This window comes from Shouchella xiaoxiensis (assembly GCF_016907895.1).
GTDB classification, from domain to species: domain Bacteria; phylum Bacillota; class Bacilli; order Bacillales; family Bacillaceae_D; genus Shouchella; species Shouchella xiaoxiensis.
The window spans coordinates 181,860-203,072 of record NZ_JAFBCV010000008.1 but is presented as its reverse complement, the minus strand read 5'-3'; the positions used below and the strand labels follow the sequence as shown (position 1 = coordinate 203,072).

At 42.2% G+C, this 21,213-nt stretch carries 25 protein-coding genes; all 25 read left to right on the top strand.

Annotated features, from left to right (window positions below; genetic code table 11):
- A partial coding sequence (locus JOC54_RS22965; RefSeq protein ID WP_239586723.1) for a transposase occupies window positions 1–345 on the top strand: 345 nt, incomplete at its 5' end.
- A 276-nt stretch (window positions 346–621) separates the two neighbouring features.
- Window positions 622–846, top strand: a complete 225-nt coding sequence (locus tag JOC54_RS13790) for an AtpZ/AtpI family protein (protein ID WP_081760904.1) — start codon at window positions 622–624, stop codon at window positions 844–846.
- Entirely contained in the window at window positions 847–1,245 is a 399-nt protein-coding gene (locus JOC54_RS13785; protein ID WP_204466777.1) for an ATP synthase subunit I, read from the top strand.
- 4 nt (window positions 1,246–1,249) lie between these two features.
- Window positions 1,250–1,972 (top strand): F0F1 ATP synthase subunit A, encoded by a 723-nt coding sequence (atpB, locus tag JOC54_RS13780; protein ID WP_035419082.1) that lies wholly within the window; start codon window positions 1,250–1,252, stop codon window positions 1,970–1,972.
- A 72-nt stretch (window positions 1,973–2,044) separates the two neighbouring features.
- On the top strand, window positions 2,045–2,260 hold the full coding sequence (atpE, locus tag JOC54_RS13775) for a F0F1 ATP synthase subunit C (RefSeq protein ID WP_035419083.1): 216 nt from the start codon (window positions 2,045–2,047) through the stop codon (window positions 2,258–2,260).
- Between the two features lie 110 nt (window positions 2,261–2,370).
- On the top strand, window positions 2,371–2,862 hold the full coding sequence (gene atpF / locus JOC54_RS13770) for a F0F1 ATP synthase subunit B (RefSeq protein WP_035419084.1): 492 nt from the start codon (window positions 2,371–2,373) through the stop codon (window positions 2,860–2,862).
- Window positions 2,859–3,404: a F0F1 ATP synthase subunit delta gene (locus tag JOC54_RS13765; RefSeq protein ID WP_204466776.1), complete on the top strand. Its 546-nt coding sequence runs from the start codon at window positions 2,859–2,861 to the stop codon at window positions 3,402–3,404. The genes atpF and JOC54_RS13765 overlap by 4 nt, the downstream gene beginning before the upstream one ends.
- Before the next feature lie 27 nt (window positions 3,405–3,431).
- The gene (gene atpA / locus JOC54_RS13760) at window positions 3,432–4,946 is read left to right on the top strand and encodes a F0F1 ATP synthase subunit alpha (RefSeq protein WP_035440746.1); all 1,515 of its coding nucleotides are present in this window, start codon (window positions 3,432–3,434) and stop codon (window positions 4,944–4,946) included.
- 43 nt (window positions 4,947–4,989) lie between these two features.
- A complete protein-coding gene (gene atpG / locus JOC54_RS13755; RefSeq protein ID WP_204466775.1) occupies window positions 4,990–5,853 on the top strand; it encodes an ATP synthase F1 subunit gamma in 864 nt (287 codons plus the stop codon).
- A gap of 32 nt (window positions 5,854–5,885) precedes the next feature.
- Window positions 5,886–7,298 (top strand): F0F1 ATP synthase subunit beta, encoded by a 1,413-nt coding sequence (gene atpD, locus JOC54_RS13750; RefSeq protein ID WP_035419088.1) that lies wholly within the window; start codon window positions 5,886–5,888, stop codon window positions 7,296–7,298.
- A 61-nt stretch (window positions 7,299–7,359) separates the two neighbouring features.
- The gene (locus JOC54_RS13745) at window positions 7,360–7,761 is read left to right on the top strand and encodes a F0F1 ATP synthase subunit epsilon (protein ID WP_035419090.1); all 402 of its coding nucleotides are present in this window, start codon (window positions 7,360–7,362) and stop codon (window positions 7,759–7,761) included.
- A 281-nt stretch (window positions 7,762–8,042) separates the two neighbouring features.
- Entirely contained in the window at window positions 8,043–8,276 is a 234-nt protein-coding gene (locus tag JOC54_RS13740) for a DUF1146 family protein (RefSeq protein WP_204466774.1), read from the top strand.
- Between the two features lie 103 nt (window positions 8,277–8,379).
- A complete protein-coding gene (locus JOC54_RS13735) occupies window positions 8,380–9,126 on the top strand; it encodes a YwmB family TATA-box binding protein (RefSeq protein WP_204466773.1) in 747 nt (248 codons plus the stop codon).
- Between the two features lie 41 nt (window positions 9,127–9,167).
- Window positions 9,168–10,469 (top strand): UDP-N-acetylglucosamine 1-carboxyvinyltransferase, encoded by a 1,302-nt coding sequence (gene murA, locus JOC54_RS13730; RefSeq protein WP_204466772.1) that lies wholly within the window; start codon window positions 9,168–9,170, stop codon window positions 10,467–10,469.
- Window positions 10,470–10,633: 164 nt separating this feature from the next.
- On the top strand, window positions 10,634–11,665 hold the full coding sequence (gene spoIID / locus JOC54_RS13725) for a stage II sporulation protein D (protein WP_204466771.1): 1,032 nt from the start codon (window positions 10,634–10,636) through the stop codon (window positions 11,663–11,665).
- 172 nt (window positions 11,666–11,837) lie between these two features.
- A complete protein-coding gene (gene spoIIQ, locus JOC54_RS13720; RefSeq protein WP_204466770.1) occupies window positions 11,838–12,632 on the top strand; it encodes a stage II sporulation protein SpoIIQ in 795 nt (264 codons plus the stop codon).
- 171 nt (window positions 12,633–12,803) lie between these two features.
- Window positions 12,804–13,079 (top strand): sporulation transcriptional regulator SpoIIID, encoded by a 276-nt coding sequence (gene spoIIID / locus JOC54_RS13715; RefSeq protein WP_035419098.1) that lies wholly within the window; start codon window positions 12,804–12,806, stop codon window positions 13,077–13,079.
- Between the two features lie 169 nt (window positions 13,080–13,248).
- Entirely contained in the window at window positions 13,249–14,253 is a 1,005-nt protein-coding gene (locus JOC54_RS13710; RefSeq protein WP_035419099.1) for a rod shape-determining protein, read from the top strand.
- A gap of 15 nt (window positions 14,254–14,268) precedes the next feature.
- Window positions 14,269–15,060 carry a flagellar hook-basal body protein gene (locus JOC54_RS13705; RefSeq protein ID WP_204466769.1) on the top strand — a complete coding sequence of 264 codons (792 nt, stop codon included), beginning with the start codon at window positions 14,269–14,271 and terminating at the stop codon, window positions 15,058–15,060.
- A 13-nt stretch (window positions 15,061–15,073) separates the two neighbouring features.
- Window positions 15,074–15,853 (top strand): flagellar hook-basal body protein, encoded by a 780-nt coding sequence (locus JOC54_RS13700; RefSeq protein ID WP_035419101.1) that lies wholly within the window; start codon window positions 15,074–15,076, stop codon window positions 15,851–15,853.
- Window positions 15,854–15,874: 21 nt separating this feature from the next.
- A complete protein-coding gene (locus JOC54_RS13695) occupies window positions 15,875–16,693 on the top strand; it encodes a DNA-directed RNA polymerase subunit beta (RefSeq protein WP_204466768.1) in 819 nt (272 codons plus the stop codon).
- A gap of 76 nt (window positions 16,694–16,769) precedes the next feature.
- On the top strand, window positions 16,770–18,299 hold the full coding sequence (locus JOC54_RS13690) for a spore germination protein (RefSeq protein WP_204466767.1): 1,530 nt from the start codon (window positions 16,770–16,772) through the stop codon (window positions 18,297–18,299).
- Between the two features lie 15 nt (window positions 18,300–18,314).
- Complete coding sequence (locus JOC54_RS13685; RefSeq protein WP_204466766.1) at window positions 18,315–19,439, top strand: GerAB/ArcD/ProY family transporter; 1,125 nt, start codon at window positions 18,315–18,317, stop codon at window positions 19,437–19,439.
- Window positions 19,408–20,484 (top strand): Ger(x)C family spore germination protein, encoded by a 1,077-nt coding sequence (locus JOC54_RS13680; protein ID WP_204466765.1) that lies wholly within the window; start codon window positions 19,408–19,410, stop codon window positions 20,482–20,484. Before JOC54_RS13685 ends, JOC54_RS13680 begins: the two co-directional genes overlap by 32 nt.
- Before the next feature lie 92 nt (window positions 20,485–20,576).
- On the top strand, window positions 20,577–21,203 hold the full coding sequence (locus JOC54_RS13675; protein WP_035422159.1) for an FMN-dependent NADH-azoreductase: 627 nt from the start codon (window positions 20,577–20,579) through the stop codon (window positions 21,201–21,203).
- The last annotated feature ends 10 nt before the right edge of the window (window positions 21,204–21,213 follow it).

Sequence of the window (21,213 nt, the reverse complement as noted above, 5' to 3'; positions counted from 1 at the left end):
TTAAAGGAAGGAAAAGCAATCTATCGCATGCGAAAATATAAAATTGAGCGAAGCTTTGCGGATTCAAAACAACTCCACGGGCTTCGCTATTGTCGGTTGCGAAGTTTGGAAGGTGCCTCGGAACAGGCACTTATGACGGCCATGGTGCAGAACATCAAGAAGATTGCGATGCACCTCTCCAGACGGAAGGAGAGGCTTTTTATCCTTTTCACCATCAAATTTCGTCATTGGGAGCAATCAAAAGATCATAAGAGAAAGCCTGGGTTCACAGAACCCAGGCTTTCTCGACAATCTGATTCTCTTTGCTGTTTCTTTTTGGCCATATTTAATCTACCTTGTCAATGATTATGCTTGACTTTTAATGAGAAGTAGATTAGAAAATGCAAAAAATGATCGCTTAAAAAGCTTGGAAATCGTTCATGAGAAAGATGATTAAGCAAAAAAAGGAATACCTTTGACATTTATGTGAACAATCGATTTCTGTTTTACAAGTCTTTTGATATTCTTTCAAAATTCGTTGACAGCAGTAAGCCGCTATTGTACGATTACAAAGGGTTACCATGATAAGGGTTACATAAGCAGGTTGTACGGGTTTTTGAATGCAATGGAGGGTGATTTTCATTGTCAAACCAAAAGAAGAACCCCATGCGAGCGTTTGTACTGGTTTCGACCATTACATCATGTGTGCTTGGAGGTACAATTGGAGGCTTAGTCCTTGGGTTATGGATCGATAAACTGTTAGGGACAGAACCAATTTTTTTGCTTATTTGCTTATTGTTCGGAATATTTTCAGGAACGTACGGCATCTATAAAGCGGTTCAGCCTTTTTTGGGAGACGATGAGTAAATGCCAAGACCAGATGCGGATTTGAGCTTACATTCGCATATGAAGCACTATTCACTCCTCACCATTTTTCTCATTGCAGGAATGTTGGTAGGTTATTTACTTACATCTGAAAAAGCGTTTTTCCTCGGTCTGCTATTAGGTTATTCCGTTAGCTATTTTAACTTATGGACAACCTACCGTAATGCACGTAATCTAGGGCGAACAACTTCCAATTCGCTATCAATGCTATCAATAGGGTTGGGTTATGTTTTTCGAATGCTGCTCGTTTTGATCGCTGTTGGTATTGCTCTACTGTACCCTGAAACGTTCCATCTGTTGGCTGTTATCATCGGTGTCGGTTTATTTTATACCGTAATGATGGTGGATATGTTAATTAAAGCTTATAGGCGAAAGAGGTGAAACAATGAATACACAGAGTTACTATTGGTACGACCCGTGGTTTAACATTCCATTTAACCTTACAGTGATGTTTACCTCAACGGTAGCCATGGTCATTGTATTGGTCATTTCCATAATCGGAGCTCGAAAACTGGCGATGCGTCCAACTGGCCTTCAGAATTTTATTGAATGGCTTCTAGACTTTGTTCGAGGGATCATTAAAGCGAACATGGAGTGGAAAACAGGTGGTCGATTTATTGTCCTTGCCTATGCGCTCCTATTTTATATGTTTGTAGCCAATATGATGGGAATACCTTTTGAGTTAGCGACAGATGACTCAAATCACTACGTTTGGTGGAAATCACCAACGGCTGACCCGATTTTAGCTTTAACAATGGCAGCTTTTGTTGTTGTATTAACGCATATTTATGGGTTGAAGCTGACCGGTATTAAAGGATACGCAAAAGGCTTTGTACAGCCAGTTTGGGTGCTGCTTCCATTTAAGATTATTGAAGAAGTATCAAACTTCCTAACGCTAGGAATGCGGTTATTCGGTAATATCTTTGCAAAAGAAGTATTGATGGTACTACTCGTAACTTTAGGTACAACCGCTTGGTATTGGGGCGTTTTAGCGTTCTTACCGTTAATGGCATGGCAAGCATTCAGTATCTTCATTGGTTCGATTCAGGCATATATCTTTGCGATGCTCGCAATGGTTTATATGTCACATAAAGTTGAACAGCATTAATCTCTGCTCGAAAGAGCGATCTTATATACTATAAAAACCAACTATTTAACTATCTTAAGGAGGAAACAAATTATGACTCACTTAGCAGCAGGTATTGCAGCTGGTTTAGCTGCACTCGGTGGAGCGATCGGTGTTGCGATCATCGTAAAAGCAGTTCTTGAAGGGGTGGCTCGTCAGCCAGAACAACGTGGACCATTACAAACACTTATGTTTATCGGTGCACCACTTGCAGAGGCCGTTCCAATTCTTGCGGTAGCTCTTGCGTTCATCATGTACTTCTTAGGCTAACCGCGTTTTTTCATACGGGTAATCATGGAGAGGCGACAGCGTTCTACTTTAGGACCTCTCGCCTTTCCTTATGTAAGGCCTGACTTCTGAAATGAAAAAGGGGTGTAACGATGTTTCAAGTATTTGACTGGGGAACGGTTCTTTATCAAATCACTTCATTTACCGTTCTAATTATTTTACTTGGTATTTTTGCGATTAAACCACTTCTTGGTGTGATGCAAAATCGCCAAAATATGATAAATGACCAAATTGATTCAGCTGAAAAGAACCGCAAAGAAGCGGAGAAAATGATTGCTGATCAAAAAGAAGAAATGAAAAAAGCACGAGTTGAAGCTCGTGAGCTGATTGAAAATGCCAAAAAAGCTGGCGAACAACAAGGTCAAGAAATTGTGCGCGAAGCGAAAGCTGAAGCCGTTCGTGTTCAGCAACAAGCGCTTGCTGAAATTCGCAATGAAAAAGAACAAGCCGTTACCGCTCTTCGCGAACAGGTTGCTTCTTTATCTGTCCTTATTGCACAGAAAGTCATTGAAAAAGAACTTGATGCAAGCGAGCAAGATAAACTTGTACAAGAGTATCTTAAACAAGCGGGCGAAGAGCTATGAGCAACAAAGCGGTAGCCAATCGTTACGCTGTTGCTCTTTTTGAGTTAGGAGAAACAAAAGGATTGGTTAATGAGTTTGAAAAAGATTTATTGCTTGTAACAGAGGTGTTTGAACAGACACCTGAACTTGTAAAGCTACTTCAAATTCCAAGCCTACCACTTGCTCAAAAACAGCAGTTGATCAAACAGTCATTTGAAAATAACGTACATGGAACTACGCTTGCGGTTGTTTTACGTTTATTGGAGCGCAATCGTTTTAGCGTTATTCCAGAACTTGCTCCTGAATATAAGAAGCTTAACAATGAGAAAAAAGGAATTGCTGAAGCGCTTGTATACTCGGCAAAGCCTCTCTCAGATGAAGAACAAAATCAAGTTGCGGCCGTTTTTGCTCCTAAAGCAGGGAAACGTGCACTTGAAGTGAAGAACATTGTTCAAAAAGAACTAATCGGCGGCATTAAAGTCCGTGTTGGCGACCGAGTTTTTGATGGCAGTGTAAAAGGTCAACTAAATCGCCTTGAAAAAGGTCTTCTAGCAGGAAATTAAAGAAACTGTCAGTTAGGGGTGAAACGAATGGCAAGCATTAAAGCGACAGAAATTAGCTCGCTCATCAAACAACAGATCGAGCAATACGAAACGAGCGTTGATGTACAAGATGTGGGTACAGTTATTCGCGTTGGTGATGGTATTGCTACAGCATATGGTTTAGAGAACGTTATGGCTGGAGAATTGCTTGAGTTTTCTACAGGCGTTATGGGTATGGCTCAGAACCTTGAGGAAGATAGCATTGGTATTATCATTTTAGGACCGTATAGCGACATTCGTGAAGGGGATGAAGTAAAGCGGACTGGGCGTATTATGGAAGTGCCAGTTGGTCAGGAATTATTAGGCCGTGTCGTAAATCCACTTGGACAACCAGTTGATGGACTTGGTCCAATCAATACGTCAAAAACGCGTCCAGTTGAAGGGCCAGCACCGGGTGTTATGGCTCGTAAATCCGTTCATGAGCCTCTTCAAACAGGTATTAAATCAATCGATTCAATGATTCCAATTGGTCGTGGTCAACGTGAGTTAATTATCGGTGACCGCCAAACAGGAAAAACATCGATTGCAATTGATACGATTTTAAATCAAAAAGACCAAGACATGATTTGTGTATACGTAGCGATCGGTCAAAAAGAATCAACGGTATCCGGTGTCGTGGAAACACTTCGCCAGCGTGGAGCGCTTGATTATACAATCGTCGTATCTGCCGGTGCTTCTGATCCTGCACCAATGCTATTCTTAGCGCCTTTCACTGGTGTATCAATGGCTGAAGAATTCATGTATGACGGAAAACACGTACTTGTTGTTTATGATGATTTATCTAAACAAGCAGCAGCGTATCGTGAAATGTCGCTACTTCTTCGTCGCCCTCCAGGTCGTGAAGCATTCCCAGGGGATGTATTCTACTTGCATTCGCGCTTACTAGAGAGAGCAGCCAAGCTGAATGATGATTTAGGTGGCGGTTCAATCACTGCGTTACCATTTATTGAAACACAAGCAGGTGACGTATCTGCTTATATTCCTACAAATGTTATTTCAATTACAGATGGTCAAGTTTTCTTGCAGTCTGATTTATTCCACTCAGGTGTACGCCCAGCGGTAAACCCGGGGATCTCCGTATCACGTGTTGGTGGTTCTGCCCAAATCAAAGCAATGAAAAAAGTAGCAGGAACACTTCGTTTAGACCTTGCTGCATACCGTGAACTTGAAGCATTTGCGCAATTCGGTTCTGATTTAGATGCATCAACACAAGCACGTTTAGGGCGTGGTCAACGTACAGTTGAACTGCTTAAGCAAGATCTAAATCAACCATTACCTGTTGAAAAACAAGTAGCGATTATTTATGCGTTAACCAAAGGTTATTTAGATGATGTCCCTGTTACAGATTGCTTGCGTTTTGAATCGGAGCTGTTCACTCACCTTGAGAGCAACAACAATGAACTGCTTGAGCATATTCGTACAACTGGTAACCTACCTGATGAAGGCGAATTAAAAGCAGCGATTGCTTCATTCAAGAAAGGCTTTGTAGCCTCTAACGAATAATCACGTTTAAAATCAAAGTCTTGCTCGGAAAGGCGGTGAACAGATGGCCTCTTTACGCGATATTAAAAATAGAATTACTTCTACCAAAAAGACCCGTCAAATTACAAAAGCAATGCAAATGGTATCTGCTGCGAAGTTGAATCGGGCGCAAGAAAAAGCGCAAAGCTATGAAGTTTATGCAAAGAAAATGCGCGAAGTTGTAAGCAATATGGCGCAAGCGGGTAGTGATGTTAGTCACCCAATGCTTGAAGCGCGTCCAGTAAAGAAGACGGGATACATCTTTATTTCGTCTGATACAGGGCTTGCTGGTGGTTATAACTCAAGTCTCCTACGCGATATGATGAAGACGTTAAATGCGCGTCATGCTTCTTCGGATGAATATGCGATTATTGTCTTAGGAAGAATTGGTCGTGACCTGTTAAAAACACGTAAACAACCAATTATCCAAGAAATGATTGAAGTTCCAGATCAGCCGGGCTTTGCCGATGTAAGCAACTTGGCAAAAACGTCTGTGGAAATGTTTGCTGATGGTGTTTTTGATGAATTGTATATCTGGTATAATCACTTCGTTTCGCCAATGACGCAAACCGTAACGGAACAGAAGCTCTTGCCACTTGCTTCAACGGATAGTGGTGAGCAAAGCAACGATAGTTTATACGAATATGAACCATCTGAGCGTGAAATTCTTGAAACCGTGTTGCCACGTTATGCAGAAAGCTTGATTTATGGAGCGCTTCTTGATGCGAAGGCAAGTGAATTTGGTGCAAGAATGACTGCGATGAGTGCAGCTTCAGATAATGCATCCTCGCTTATTGATGATTTGACGCTCTCCTATAACCGAGCACGTCAAGCAGCGATTACGCAGGAGATTACCGAAATTGTCGGCGGTGCAGCCGCGTTAGAATAAAACAAGTTTGTTTAGAAGCAGGAGGGAAAAGAATGTCAACAGGCCGTATTATTCAAATTACAGGACCGGTCGTAGACGTGAAGTTTCCAAGTGGTCAGCTACCTCAAATTAATAACGCACTTCGTGTAAGTCAAACTGGCGGCGTGAACAATGCTGTTGAAGCGAAAGTGACACTTGAAGTAGCACTTCACCTTGGAAACGATACGGTTCGAACAGTAGCGATGGGTTCAACGGATGGATTAATGCGTGGTACAGAAGCGCATGACACTGGTGCTCCAATATCTGTACCAGTAGGTGAAGAGACATTAGGTCGTGTATTTAATGTTCTTGGAGAAGAAATCGACTTGAAAGAGCCGGTTCCAGCGGAAGTACGCCGTGATCCGATTCACCGCGAAGCACCTAGCTTTGATGAGTTAACGACAACAACTGAAATTCTTGAAACAGGAATTAAAGTTGTTGACTTACTAGCTCCTTATACAAAAGGAGGAAAAGTTGGTCTCTTCGGAGGTGCCGGTGTAGGTAAAACGGTACTTATCCAAGAATTAATTAATAACGTCGCACTTGAGCACGGTGGTATTTCGGTATTTGCTGGTGTAGGAGAGCGTACGCGTGAAGGAAATGACCTTTATCACGAGATGACTGAGGCTGGCGTTATTAAAAAGACAGCGATGGTGTTCGGTCAGATGAACGAACCACCTGGTGCTCGTATGCGGGTAGCCCTTACTGGATTAACAATGGCTGAATATTTCCGTGACGACCAAGGCGCGGATGTACTATTGTTTGTTGATAACATCTTCCGCTTTACTCAAGCTGGATCAGAGGTATCTGCCTTGCTTGGACGTATGCCGTCTGCGGTAGGTTACCAACCGACGCTTGCAACGGAAATGGGTCAGTTACAAGAGCGTATTACATCAACGAAAAAAGGCTCAGTTACATCGATTCAAGCGATCTATGTACCTGCCGATGACTATACAGATCCAGCTCCAGCTACGGCGTTTGCTCACTTAGATGCGACGACGAACCTTGAGCGTAAATTAACAGAGCAAGGGATTTACCCTGCCGTTGATCCACTTGCATCAACATCTCGTGCTTTATCTCCAGAAGTTGTTGGAGAGGAGCATTACAGTGTAGCACGTGGTGTTCAACAGACACTACAAAAATACCGTGAGCTTCAAGATATTATTGCAATTCTTGGTATGGAAGAACTATCAGAGGATGACAAGCTTGTCGTTGCACGAGCTCGTCGAATTCAATTCTTCTTATCACAGAACTTCCACGTTGCTGAACAATTTACAGGTCAACCTGGTTCGTATGTTCCAGTTAAAGAAACCATCCAAGGCTTTAAAGACATTCTTGCTGGTAAATATGACGATCTTCCAGAAGATGCGTTCCGCTTAGTCGGTCGTATTGAAGAAGTTGTAGAAAAAGCAAAAGAAATGGTCTAACAATGTAAAAGGAAACGGAGTTCCGTTTCCTTTTGCGAGTAGCCAATAGAGGAGGGGTTCTATGGAAACAATACAAGTGAGCGTCGTAACACCTGATGGACTCGTTTACTCAGGTGATGCAGAACTTGTCGTTGTTAAAACGACTGAAGGTGAACTAGGAATTAAAGCAAAACATATTCCACTCGTCTCTCCACTTGCAGCTGGACCTGCTCGTTTTATAAGGGACGGACAAGAAGACCAAGTAGCCGTATCAGGTGGTTTTATAGAAGTAAGACCTGATCAAGTAAGCATTTTGGCAGAAGCAGCGGAACGTCCTGAGCAAATCAATGTCGATCGGGCAGAGAAAGCAAAGGATCGTGCCGAAACGCGGTTAAATGATGCAGCAGGTCATATTGATAAAAAACGTGCGGAAGCAGCACTTTATCGTGCCGTTACGCGACTAGACGTGGCCAAAAAAAAATAAGCTGAAAAACCATTAAAAATCATTTTTAATGGTTTTTTTATTTTGTTTAAAAACAGGATTTAAACAATTGATTAAGGGGTAAGAGACTTGTGAGCGAGGAATGTAAAACCTCACTCGTCTGCTGTAACAAAACGTTCATACGTTTTTAATGAAATCAACGTATTTTTGGTACAAGAAACGGTAGCTTTTTATCTGTAAATCCGTTATGATTGAAAATGGATTGCGAACTTTTTACTTGACTTTCGCTTTTGCAATCCTTTTGAAGGAAAAGGGGACTTTTTTTGACAAGTGAACTTGGTGTAGAGGGATTCATACATATTATCTTGAACCTTCTTTGTCTAGGAATTGCTTGGTGGGCGTTGCAAGCGTTTCGCTTTGACCTGTTCGTAAAAAATCCTAAGAGTACGCAAGCCGCACTTTTAAAAGTTTTGGCTGCCATTGCACTAGGCCACTTGCTTGCACGTTTCTTTATCGATTATTTCGGAGCAGTTCGCTTCTTACCTTATTTATTTTAGTTAAAAGATGTTAAAGAAAAACACGCTTTTCGATGTATGGTTTTTCTCTTTAAGGTAAAAATGGTAGTAACAAAACCATGACCGCTGAGGGGAGAAAGCGTACATGAAAAAGGTGTCAGTATTCGGTTTCTTTATATTGGTATTCGTGCTGTGTGGGGCGATGTTTTCAAACTCACCTAGCCAAGCTCTTGATAATCATTTAAATGAACAAATCGTAGCATTTAATGAGCTTATGGAAGCAGATGAGCTTCAGGTTTTAAACTGGAGATCTCGCGTGAAGAGCTCTGCTATTGAAATGAATAATGATTTTCAAAAGTATGTTGATGTATTTAAACTGGAACATCCATCTTTTACTCTTGCTTCATCCGAAGTAAATGGGGATCACGAAATCGCTGTATTTATTCATACAACGCAAGACGGATTACGTGAGGAAGTTAAATTCTTTGCTTCGAAGAACACTGGCGGAATTGTTTTGGAAAAGTCGTACGAGCTAATAGCAGATAAAGCTGGTCAGACTTTTAATCGTGATAATCTCGAGAATCGTTTGAATGAACTAGAAATCAATCCAGCCATGTTCTTTTATCAAATTACGGCTGAAACTGATTTACATGCTCGTTCATTACCTGAAAAAGCAAGAGAATATGCTAAACGATTAGGTGCAGAAGAAATGGAAGCACTGATCGAAGAAACGTTTATTTCGTTGTCCGCATACAATAGTGAGTGGAGTGAGGGTATTACTCTACATGACAATAAAACGATGAACGTGCAAATAGCCTTGAGGCAAAACGCAGACTTGGGCTCAAGAACAATCGTTACTTTTGGAACGCCTATAATTACGACTGAATATTGATAATATAGAAGAGACAAATATCAGACGCGGAGGGGAATACGTTGGAAAAAATCATTGTCCGTGGTGGCAACAAGCTACACGGCTCCGTGAAGGTAGAAGGGGCTAAGAATGCCGTTTTGCCTGTAATCGCAGCATCTATTTTAGCTGAACGTGGTGCAAGCACTATTGAAGATGTACCATCGTTAACAGATGTTTATACAATGAAAGAAGTGTTAACAAATCTAAATGTTGCAGTTGATTATAATGCGGATGGCCGTTTTGTCGTTCATGCCGACAGACCATTAAAAACAGAAGCTCCATTTGAATATGTAAGAAAAATGAGAGCCTCATTTCTCGTAATGGGTCCTTTACTTGCAAGAGTAGGGCGCGCTCGTATTGCTTTACCTGGTGGATGTGCAATTGGTTCACGACCAATTGAGCAGCATTTAAAAGGGTTTGAAGCAATGGGAGCAACCGTTGAAATTGGAAATGGTTTTATTGAAGCACGAATTGACGGAAAGCTTCAAGGAACAAAAATTTATTTAGATTTCCCAAGCGTTGGTGCAACGGAGAACATTATGATGGCTGCTGTCCTAGCTGAAGGCACAACCATTTTAGAAAACGTTGCAGAAGAGCCAGAGATCGTTGATTTGGCGAACTATTTAAATGCGATGGGCGGTAAAGTAAGAGGAGCTGGAACCGGCGTTATTCGCATTGATGGTGTCGAGTCTCTTCATGGAGCTGTTCACTCTGTTATTCCTGACCGAATTGAAGCCGGCACGTTTATGACTGCTGCTGCAATTACAAGAGGAAATGTTTTTGTTGAAGGTGCGATTGCAGAACATATGCGACCACTTGTAGCAAAAATGCGTGAGATGGGCGTTGAAATTCTAGAAGAAGAATCGGGTTTACGTGTCATCGGTCCAGAAAAATTAAAGGCAATTGATATTAAAACGATGCCACATCCTGGCTTCCCAACGGATATGCAGGCGCAAATGATGGCGCTTCTGTTGAAAGCAGAAGGCACAAGTGTTGTTACTGAAACCGTGTTTGAAAATCGTTTTATGCATGTAGAGGAATTCCGTCGAATGAACGGAAATATTAAAATTGAAGGCCGTTCTGCGATTGTCTCAGGACCTACTGACTTACAAGGTGCAGAAGTTGGCGCAACTGACTTACGTGCAGGTGCTGCCCTTGTTGTTGCTGGGCTTGTAGCTGACGGATATACGCGCGTAACAGAATTAAAACATCTTGATCGTGGTTATGTGCGTTTGACTGAGAAGCTAAAAGCATTAGGTGCTGATATTGAGCGTGTTGAAGAACAGCTTGAAAATGAGTTCGTCGAAACGGCTGAGCTTATCTAATAAGACTATTTCCAGGGAAATAAGTCGATTTATACGAATTCTGGCGAAAAAAGTGTGTCAATTTATTTGACGCACTTTTTTGTTTGCAAATCTTTCACTTCTTTTTTAAATCCTCTTTTCATATGGATTAGAGTAGGTTTATTTGTAGGAAGTGGAGGTCTGCGATGAAAAGAATGATAGCTGTAGCATTAACCCTAATCATCATTGTCCTTGTCATCCCAGCGGCGTTGGTCGGTTTTGGTAAAGAAAGCACAGAGCATGCAGATGCGAGTTTTGGACTGGCTCTAATCGAGAAGACAAGCCAAGTTGAGGAAGCAAAGGTAGGTTCTGAAACCGTGAAAGCTGAAGAAACTAAGATGGAAATTGCTGTTTTTCGCTCAAAAGCAGAAACGGTCGAAGTCGTACCATTAAAAGAGTACGTTATCGGTGTTGTCGCTTCAGAAATGCCGACAGACTATGAATTAGAGGCTCTCAAAGCACAGTCTCTTGCTGCTCAAACCTATGTGTTGTCGCAGCAGCTTAAAGAGAAAGGCGACCGCAATGTACCTCAGGATGCGCTTGTGACGGATACGGTTCTTCATCAAGTCTACCAAAGCAAAGAAGAGTTAGAGGAAAAATGGGGGGATTCGTTTCCAGAGCGGTACTCAAAAGTCGAAGAGGCAGTAGAAGCCACGGAAGGCCAGGTTATTACGTATAAAGATCAACCGATTACAGCGGCTTTTTTCTCAACTAGTAACGGCTTTACCGAGAACTCAGAAGATTATTGGGCCCATGAAATTCCATACTTAAAAAGTGTTAAAAGTCCATGGGACACTGGATCTCCTCGCTACTCAAAAGAAGTTTCAATGCCAATAAGTGAATTTGAAGCGACATTAGGAGTAACATTGTCTGGCGATGGGTCAATTGGTACAATCTCTTCACGAACAAGTGGTGGGCGTGTGGAGACGGTTGTTATTGGCGACAAAACGTTTTCAGGAAGAGAGATACGGGAAGCACTGGAATTGGACTCATCAGACTTTTCGTGGCATCTTTCGAATAATATGGTCGTAATCCAAACAAAAGGTTGGGGCCATGGGGTTGGCATGAGCCAATTCGGCGCAAATGGAATGGCTTTGGAAGGACAGAGCTATCAAGATATTATTGCTCATTATTATAGCGGAGTTGAAATTGAATCTATGGAAACGTATAAAAAATAAAGAAAAAACCATTCTCTTAAAAATTGAGAATGGTTTTTTCTTGTTTTAATAGGCACTGATGAGGCGTTTTAGTAAGCGTTTTTGGGAAAAAAAGAACTGAAAAAAATATTTTTGTTTGATAGGTATATATTTCTAGCAATTTGCTCAGAATGATTGTCAGAGGTGATGAGAAATGAAAGAAGAAAAAAATTCTTCTAACAAAATCCAAAAAATAATGGGTAAACGTTGGGTTTTGCCTGGTGTCTATTTAGCTGTTGCTGCTGGTCTTTTAAGTGCTGTATTCTTTATGCAAAATGGGGATGAGGCGACTGAACAGGGTCCTGATACAAACGAACAGCCTGGTCAAACGGAAGAGCCTACTCTACCAGTAGCTGTTGGAAATGAGTCCTTTCATATGCCAGTCGATCAAGAGTCAGAGTTTGACCAAGTTGGAATCTTCTATGACGCGGAAGCTAATTTAGAAGAACAAGAGCAGGCGCTCGTTTATTATGATAGCATTTATCGTGAGAACAAAGGAATTGATTTAGCAAGTGCGAACCAAGAATCATTTCCGGTTATGGCTGCGATGAGTGGAGTTGTCACCAAAGCAATGAAGGATTCGGTTCTCGGTTTTGTAATTGAAGTCGATCACGGTGAAGAGACCAAAACACATTATTCTAGTTTAAGTTCGATCGAAGTGAAGCAAGGCGACGAAATTAAGCAAGGTGATGTAGTAGGTGAAGCTGGTAAAAACGTATACAACGAAGAAGCAGGAATCCATGTTCACTTCGAAGTACGTCATGACGGTGTAGCGCTAAATCCAGCAGATGTATTTGAGAAGTCGGTAGAAGATCTTGATTCTTTGCTTCCACAAGGAGAAGACAAGGATAAAGAAAACGAAGAAACGCCTGAAGAAGAGAAAAAGCCTGAAGAGAATGAGCAACCAGAGAACAATCAGCCTGCTGAAGGCGAAGACACAAACGAATAATCAGTAAGCTTAATTAAGCGTGAAGCTGTACAAGCAGCCTCACGCTTTTTTGCATGTCTCGATAAATAAAAAACGTAAAAACACGCAGGGTCTGTGAAAATGTGGTATATCGTACGACGCTCTCTAATACACTTTATCAATCACCTTTACAGAACTAGGGAGGCGAGTCGTGTGCACGATTACATCAAAGAGCGAACCATCAAGATTGGCAAGTACATTGTTGAGACGAAGAAAACAGTGCGAACAATTGCAAAGGAATTTGGAGTCTCAAAAAGTACTGTACACAAGGATCTCACCGAGCGTTTACCAGAAATCAATCCGGAGCTTGCAAATGACGTGAAGGAAATCCTTGAGTACCACAAATCTATTCGCCACTTACGAGGTGGTGAGGCGACAAAAGTGAAGTACAGGAAAATAGAAACGCCAATCGCTAAAACACAAAGATAAAAATTTCGACAAGTTTTAACTTTTCTCTCTTGTTTATGTTACTATTTATACTAGGTAAAAGTGCGTGTTTCAAAAAACCCATTCATTCTAAATTATACATAATAAGTTAACTCATAAAACGCGCGACGCTCAGTAAAAAGTAATTAACAAACAAGGGGGAAGTACGAAAATGTTTGGTCGTGATATTGGAATTGATTTAGGAACAGCAAATGTACTGATTTACGTTAAAGGAAGTGGAATTGTATTAAATGAACCTTCCGTTGTGGCGTTGGACACGTCAACAAATCGTGTGCTTGCTGTAGGAGAAGAAGCCTTTCGCATGGTTGGACGTACACCTGGAAATATTGTAGCAATTCGTCCGATGAAGGACGGAGTCATCGCGAACTTTGAGATGACAGAATCAATGCTGAAGCACTTTCTTGATAAAATTAATGTCAAAGGATTGTTTTCTAAACCGCGCATTCTTGTTTGCTGTCCGACTAATATCACATCCGTTGAACAGAAGGCGATTCGTCAAGCTGTTGAGAAAACAGGCAGCAAAAACGTGTATTTAGAAGAAGAACCAAAGGTGGCGGCCATAGGGGCTGGGATGGATATTTTCCAACCAAGTGGAAATATGGTCGTCGACATTGGTGGCGGAACAACAGATGTCGCTGTGCTTTCAATGGGGGATGTTGTAACCGCTTCTTCTATTAAAGTAGCCGGTGACCGATTTGATGCTGATATTCTCTCGTATATTAAAAAACAGTACAAGCTGTTAATTGGTGAGCGAACGTCAGAAGAAATCAAGAAACAAATTGCTACTGTATTCCCAGGTGCACGCTCAGAAGAAATGGACATCCGTGGTCGAGACATGGTGACTGGCTTGCCACGTAATATCACAATTACATCGAAAGAAATTGAGAAGGCTTTAGTAGAGTCCGTTGCCTACATCGTGCAAGCGGCGAAGCAAGTGCTTGAAAAAACACCACCTGAGCTGTCGGCTGATATTATTGATCGTGGCGTCATGTTAACAGGAGGCGGTGCGTTGATGCATGGGATGGATACGTTATTGGCGGAGGAATTGAAAATTCCAGTTTTGGTTGCGGAAGAGCCAATGCATTGTGTGGCTACAGGCACTGGTATTCTCTTAGAAAATCTTGATAAAATGTCTAATAAACGCATTGAAATTTAAAGAGGAGGACTTGCCGTGTTAAGAGGCTTTTATACTGCAGCAAGTGGAATGCTTGCAGCTCAATACCGCCAAGACATGTTGACGCATAATCTAGCTAATTCTGAAACGCCGGGTTTTAAGGCAGACCAGAGTGTCACTCGCTCGTTTCCGCAAATGCTCATGCAGGCCAATCAGGCGCAGCTTGTGAAGAATCAACAGCCGATCGGGGGCTTATCAACAGCTGTGTATTTACAAGAACAAATAACCGATTTGCGCCAAGGCGATATTAAGCAAACGGGAAACTCGACTGACTTAGCTTTAATGCAACAAGGGGCAGCAGAAAATGAAGCTGTCTTATTCAGTGTTCAGACGGAAAACGGTGTTCGTTACACGCGTAACGGAAATTTGCAGGCAGATGAGCAAGGGCGACTAGCTACGGGAAGCGGCTACTTGGTTCAAGGAATTGATGGGAATCCAATCCAAGTCAATAATGAACAGTTTACTGTCGGATCAAATGGAGCTGTAACCGTAGATGGACAAGCTATTGGAACGATCCAAGTGGTTCATAGTGAAAATACAAATGCACTTGAAAAAGATGGCGACGGGCTTTATCGCGATGAGGAAAATGTGCTTCAGTCAGCGCATGGCAACAATGACGTGACGTTTGCGATCCAACAGTACGCGCTAGAGAACAGCAATGTCAATGTCGCACAAACAATGAATGAAATGCTGCAAAGCTACCGTATATTTGAAGCGAATCAGAAAGTGCTGCAAGCCTATGATCAAAGCTTGGAAAAAGCAGTAAATGAAGTCGGTCGAATTACATAAGGGGGTTTAAGCAATGATTTCAGGTTTTACGGCGTCAGCGACCATCAACCAGTTGCAAAAGAAGATGGATACAATCGCCAACAACATGGCAAATGCAAATACAGTCGGCTATAAAGGACGATCCGTTTCCTTTTCCGATGTGCTATCGTCTGAATATATGAATCAGCCGAACGAAAATCGCTTAACGCCTCACGGGCTGCGCGTTGGTACGGGGGCACGACCAGCGCAAACTAGTATGTCAACAGCGCAAGGAGTCATCCGTGACACGGAGCGTGAGCTAGATTTTGCTTTAACCGAAGCGAATCTTTTCTTTCAAATTGAAACAGATTCTGGACAACGGCTAACTCGTGATGGTACATTTTACTACTCACAAGACGCAACCGGTGAGCTACAATTAGTTACTAAAAATGGCGATCGTGTTTTAAATCAAGCTGGAACGGCTATGACTTTACCAGCGAATACAGCTTCAGTTGAGTGGCGCGATGGCTTACTTTTTGCTAGACTTGCATCAGGAGAGGAGCAAGCAGTTGGCTCATTCTCGATTTCACAAATTGAGCGTCCGCAAGCGCTTCAAGCAGTTGGTGAAAACCAATTTGTATACCCATTAGATGATGCGGTTTTAACACAACTTGAAGGCGGTCAGCTAAAACAGGGTGCACTTGAACAATCAAATATTGACATTGGTCACGAAATGGCTGAGTTAATGGCAACCCAACGGCAAATGCAGTTTCAGGCAAAAGCTTTTACATTTTCCGATGATATGGCAGGCCTCGTGAACAGCATAAGACGTTAGCGAACGAGGGGGTAGCGCACTTTGGGAGTAGATGATCAAGCAGAACAAAATAAAAGAGCGCACTTGGCTAAAAAAACAGATGAACAAGCAGCTAAGGACAATGTGGCTCGTCCACAAGAATCTGCCGAGCCAGAGGGCAGCAACCCTCCAGCAACAACAGTAAAGCCAGAGGAAGAAAGCAAGCTTCCCGTGGTGCAAGAAAAGCCAGAGGAAGAGAGCGAGCTTCCCGTGGTGCAAGAAAAGCCAGAGGAAGAAAGCGAGCTCCCTGTGGTGCAAGAAGAGGCAGAGGAAGAAAGCGAGCTTCCCGTGGTGCAAGAAAAGCCAGAGGAAGAAAGCGAGCTTCCTGTGGTGCAAGAAGAGCCAGAGGAAGAAAGCGAGCTCCCTGTGGTGCAAGAAGAGCCAGAGGAAGAAAGCAAGCTCCCAGTGGTGCAAGAAGAGGCAGAGGAAGAAAGCAAGCTCCCAGTGGTGCAAGAAGAGGCAGAGGAAGAAAGCAAGCTTCCCGTGATGCAAGAAGAGCCAGAGGGAGAGAAGAGCGCGGTTATTGCTGGCGTCGTCGCACAGCAAGCAGATGAGGGACCAAATACGCGAGCTGAACGCCGCAAAGCAAGAGAAGCGGAGGAAGCGGAAGCAAAAGAGCGTGAAAACCCACCTGTCAAAAAGCAGCGAATTCGCTTAATTCCCATCTGGCTTCGCCTCATAATCATCACAGTGCTAGCTGGGGCGGCTTTAATACTCGGTATGGTAATTGGTTTTGGTGTTGTTGGTGACGGTGAAAACATGTGGGACGTGCTGAACCCGGATTTATGGTACAACCTAATAGATACGATTCGAGGAGACTGATTCAATCAGTCTCCTTTTTTGTATGAATCAAACAATCTTTCGCATACTAGGAAAAACGGTTAGAGGAGGCATAGGTATGACGCCTTTCTTTAAGAAGAAAAAACAGGTAGTTGCAGATGCAGAGGTTCTGTTTGCACCGGCAACGATTGCGGAAGTGCTTCAGCATGCGCAGCAATCGGCTGATTTTGTTACGCATCAGGAAGAAAACAAATCTGGGCAATTAATGACTGTGTGTTATTTTCAATCGATGGTCGATATGCAAAAAATCCCTTTAAGTGTATTAGAACCTGTGCGGAAATTAGAGGAATTCACATTAGAACAATTGCTATTGCATGTACGTTCATCTGAGATAAAGCGTTGTGATGACGCGATAGCAATTGATCAAGCCTTGTTACGGGGAAACGTTCTGCTCCATTTTAAAGAGAGAAACAAGGATGTACATATTTTAGTTGATCTTTCTTATCAAGAGGATCGTGAAATCACGGTGCCGGAAATTGAGTTTAGTGTATTTGGTTCAAAAGAAGCGTTTATTGAAACGGTCGAAGTGAACATTAATTTATTGCGGAGAAGAATTCCGACTTCCGATCTCTATTTAAAGAAATACATCGTTGGGTCAAGTTCGAAAACAGCTGTCTACGTTGTTTATTGTCAATCGATTGCAAACGAGGAAAATGTGCAGACTGTTAAGCAGCGGTTAGCTGACTTGCAGATTGATCAGGTTCCGGACGCATCAACCCTGCTGCAAACGATTGAAGATCGTTCCTCAGTCTTCCCACAAATTATTGATACGGAGCGGCCGGATCGTACGGCTGCTGCTTTAATGGAAGGGAAAGTAGCGATTTTGACAGACGGGTCGCCACAAGCGCTTCTGGCTCCTGTTACGATCTTTGAATTTATTTCAGCGTTTGAGGATTATTTTTTATCATGGCAAACGGCATCGCTGTTACGAATTATTCGTATTGCAGCGGTATTGTTCTCCATTTTTGCGACGCCGTTGTATGTCGCTGTTTTGACCTATCATCCTGAAATTATCCCGCAAGATCTATTTGCAAACTTAATTGTTTCAAGAACCGCCGTGCCGTTTCCGCCAATTATTGAAGCGCTTTTTCTAGAAGTGACAATTGAGCTGTTACGGGAGGCCGGGGCGCGTTTACCGACGAAAGTTGGTCAAACTATTGGGATTGTCGGCGGTATCGTGATTGGGACAGCCGCCGTTGAAGCTGGCTTAACAAGCAATGTGTTACTGATTATTGTGGCGCTCGCAGCGCTGGCTTCATTTACAATTCCCGTTTATCGAATGGGGACAACGATTCGAATTGTCCGCTTTCCTTTTATTATTGCTGCGCAAGTGTGGGGGTTAATTGCAATTGCCTTGTTTTCAATTTTTATTATTACGCATATGCTCTCGTTGACCTCACTTGGCAGACCGTATATGGAGCCAATCTACCCGTTTTCTTTAAAAGATATGAAGGACTCTCTCATCCGTTTACCTGTCGCGTTGCAAAATGTTCGGCCAACCTTTTTGCAAACGAAACAAGCAGTACGTTTTAAGGATCAAAAGAAAAAACGGACAAACCAAATGCCTGACATCGATGAAGGTTACTAAAAAAGGAGTACACCAATGACTGGATCATTGCCAAATCAATTAAAGGTTCCTCCGTATATGACGTTGTTTTTAGTGCATGGTATGCAGATTGGTGTAGGGATCCTTGGTTTTACACGTTATATAGCTGAGGTGGCGGGCTATCAAGCCTGGATGGCTGTTCTACTTGCGGGGGGAGCAAACCAACTGATCATATGGATGATATTTAAGACCATTCATAAGGCTGATAATGGAGATCTCTACCAGATAAGCAAACGTCTCTTCGGAAAGTGGCTTGGTGGCCTTTTAATGCTTTTGTTTAGCTGTTATTTTGCTGTTTTAGCGATCGTTGTTCTACGTACGTATATTGAAATCGTGCAGGTCTGGATTTATCCGGAACTAACAACGTGGTCGATTGCTCTTATTTTTTTACTTGTATCGTATTATGCGCTTTTAAAAGGTTTTCGTGTGATAGCAGGGTTAACGTTTTTATTTGTAGTATTTCCTTTGCTTTTGTGGCCGACCGTCATTCCTGTTTTGGAGTATGCAGAGTGGTTTCATTTAACACCTGTTTTTAATACGACGCTGCGAGAACAGCTCTTGGCCGCTTTTTATTTAACACTCAGCTTTGCTGGAGCCGAGCTTTTGTTGATTTACTATCCTTTCTTGATGAAAAGTAAGCGAAATCAACTTTATGCTCATTTAGGTAGTGGCGCAACAACGCTAACATACTTAATGATTGCACTGGTAACATTTCTCTACTATAGCCCAGAGCAATTAGAACGGACAATTTGGCCAACGTTAAGTGCATGGAAAATTGTTTCGTTTACATTTATGGAACGAATTGAATACATTTGCATCGCGCTGTGGCTCGTTGTGATCTTCCCAAACATTGTCTTATCGATTTGGGGAGCGAGCCGACTACTAAAGCAGCAATTAAAGGTGAGTCAACGGAAAACAGTTGTTTGGATACTTGTAGCCGTTTTTCTGGCGACCATTCAGTTTGAGACGAGAGAGTCGATAAATTTGTTAAATACAAGCATTAATTATATTGGTCCTTTCTTTATTTTTGGATTAATACCGTTTCTCTGGCTATGCAGCTTCTTTTTAAAGTCGAAAGGAGGGTCTGCACATGGGAAAAATAATCAAAAACAGTCTCATTAGCATTCTCATTCTCATTCCTTTGCTCACGTCAACGAGAACGAATATTATTGATGAGCTTCAGCTAATAACCGTTGCCGGTTTTGATCAAGTTGAAGACAATAAGGTTAGAGGTACGGTTACGTTAACAGCCTACTCATACGAGGAGGAGTTGAATAATACTGCTCTCTCAGCCATTTCCACATCAACTAGGCAATTGCGCCTGCGCTTAAATTCAATGTCATCACGTCCCATTCATGGGGGGAAAATTTCATCGATTGTGATTCAAGATCATCTTGCTGAAGATGGCATATTTGATTTGTTAGATACGTACTACCGTGATCCAACGATTGCCTTGCGTGCTTTTTTGAGCGTAACGAGGGGATCGACCTATGAGATGCTCAACAAAGAGTTCCCGCTTCAGACTGAAATTGGTACCTATTTGAAAGACATGCTTGATCACAACATGGAGCGAGGGAATCTTCCTAAATCGAACATGCACTTATTTATGCGCGCGTATTTTGAGAAAGGGCATGATCCGTTCATGCCTATTCTCTCTTATACAAATAATGTCTTACAAGTTGACGGGACTGCGTTATTTAAGGATGATCGTTTTGTTCATGCTCTAGATATTGAAGAAGCGTTTTTTCTAAAGCTAATAAAAGACGGGTATCAAACGGGTGGTGTCATCGAATTAAAGGTCGATAACGAGAGTGAAGTGGCAGTATTAAGAGAGATGCGTTCCAGTTCTGAATTAAGCGTTGATCGCGAATCAGAATCTCTGCATATAGCGATTGAATTAAAGACGAGACTAAGTGAGTACTCCGGTCATACGTTAAACGAAGCAAAGCTAAAAGAAATAACACAAGAGTCGGATCGAGTCATTGAGGAAGGAATTAGAAGCTTAATAAACGTGATGCAAGAGAAACAAATTGATCCAATTGGTTTTGGGGCCAGAGAAATCAATCGTTCAGAGCTAAACGAAGCAGAGTGGTACGATCTCTATGGCAAATTAAATGTTAAGGTCAATGTAAAAACGAGTATTGTTGAATCGGGTGTCAGTCAGTAAAAAAATCATTTCTAGGAGTTACCTGCTGGACAAATAGACAATTTGCGTTACAATAGGAAGCGCAATATTTTACAGCAGGAGGTTTGAACAAAATGGCAAAAGTGCTAATGATTAATGCAAGTGATCGGTTTGAGCAAGGTGTAAGTGTGAAAATGCATAAGCAATTTTTAACAACTTATCAAAGCGCTCATCCAGAAGATACGATTGAGGAAGTTCATTTATTCGCAGAGAATTTACCTTATTACGGAGACCAAGCAATTACTGGTCAATATAAAAAAGCACAGGGTATGGCATTAACAAACGAAGAAGAGGCACTTGTGGCAAAAATTGAATCCTACCAAGATCAATTTATGAACGCGGATAAAGTGGTTTTTTCATTCCCGCTATGGAACTACACGGTTCCCGCTCCAATGATTACGTACTTGTCTTATTTAGCACAGGCAGGAAAAACGTTCCGCTATACGGCAACAGGACCGATTGGGCTTGTTGGCGATAAAGAAGTGGCGCTTCTAAGCGCGCGTGGTGGCCTTTATTCTGAAGGAACACCAATGGAAAATGCAGAAATGGCGATGAAGCTCGTCCGTCAAACGATTTCACTGTGGGGAATTATTAGCCCTATTGAACTGTTCATTGAAGGACATAATGCAGCGCCTGATCAAAAAGATCAAATTATTGGTGCTGGTTTAGAGCAAGTTGAACAAGCTGCACAGCAGTTCTAAGTATGAAAGC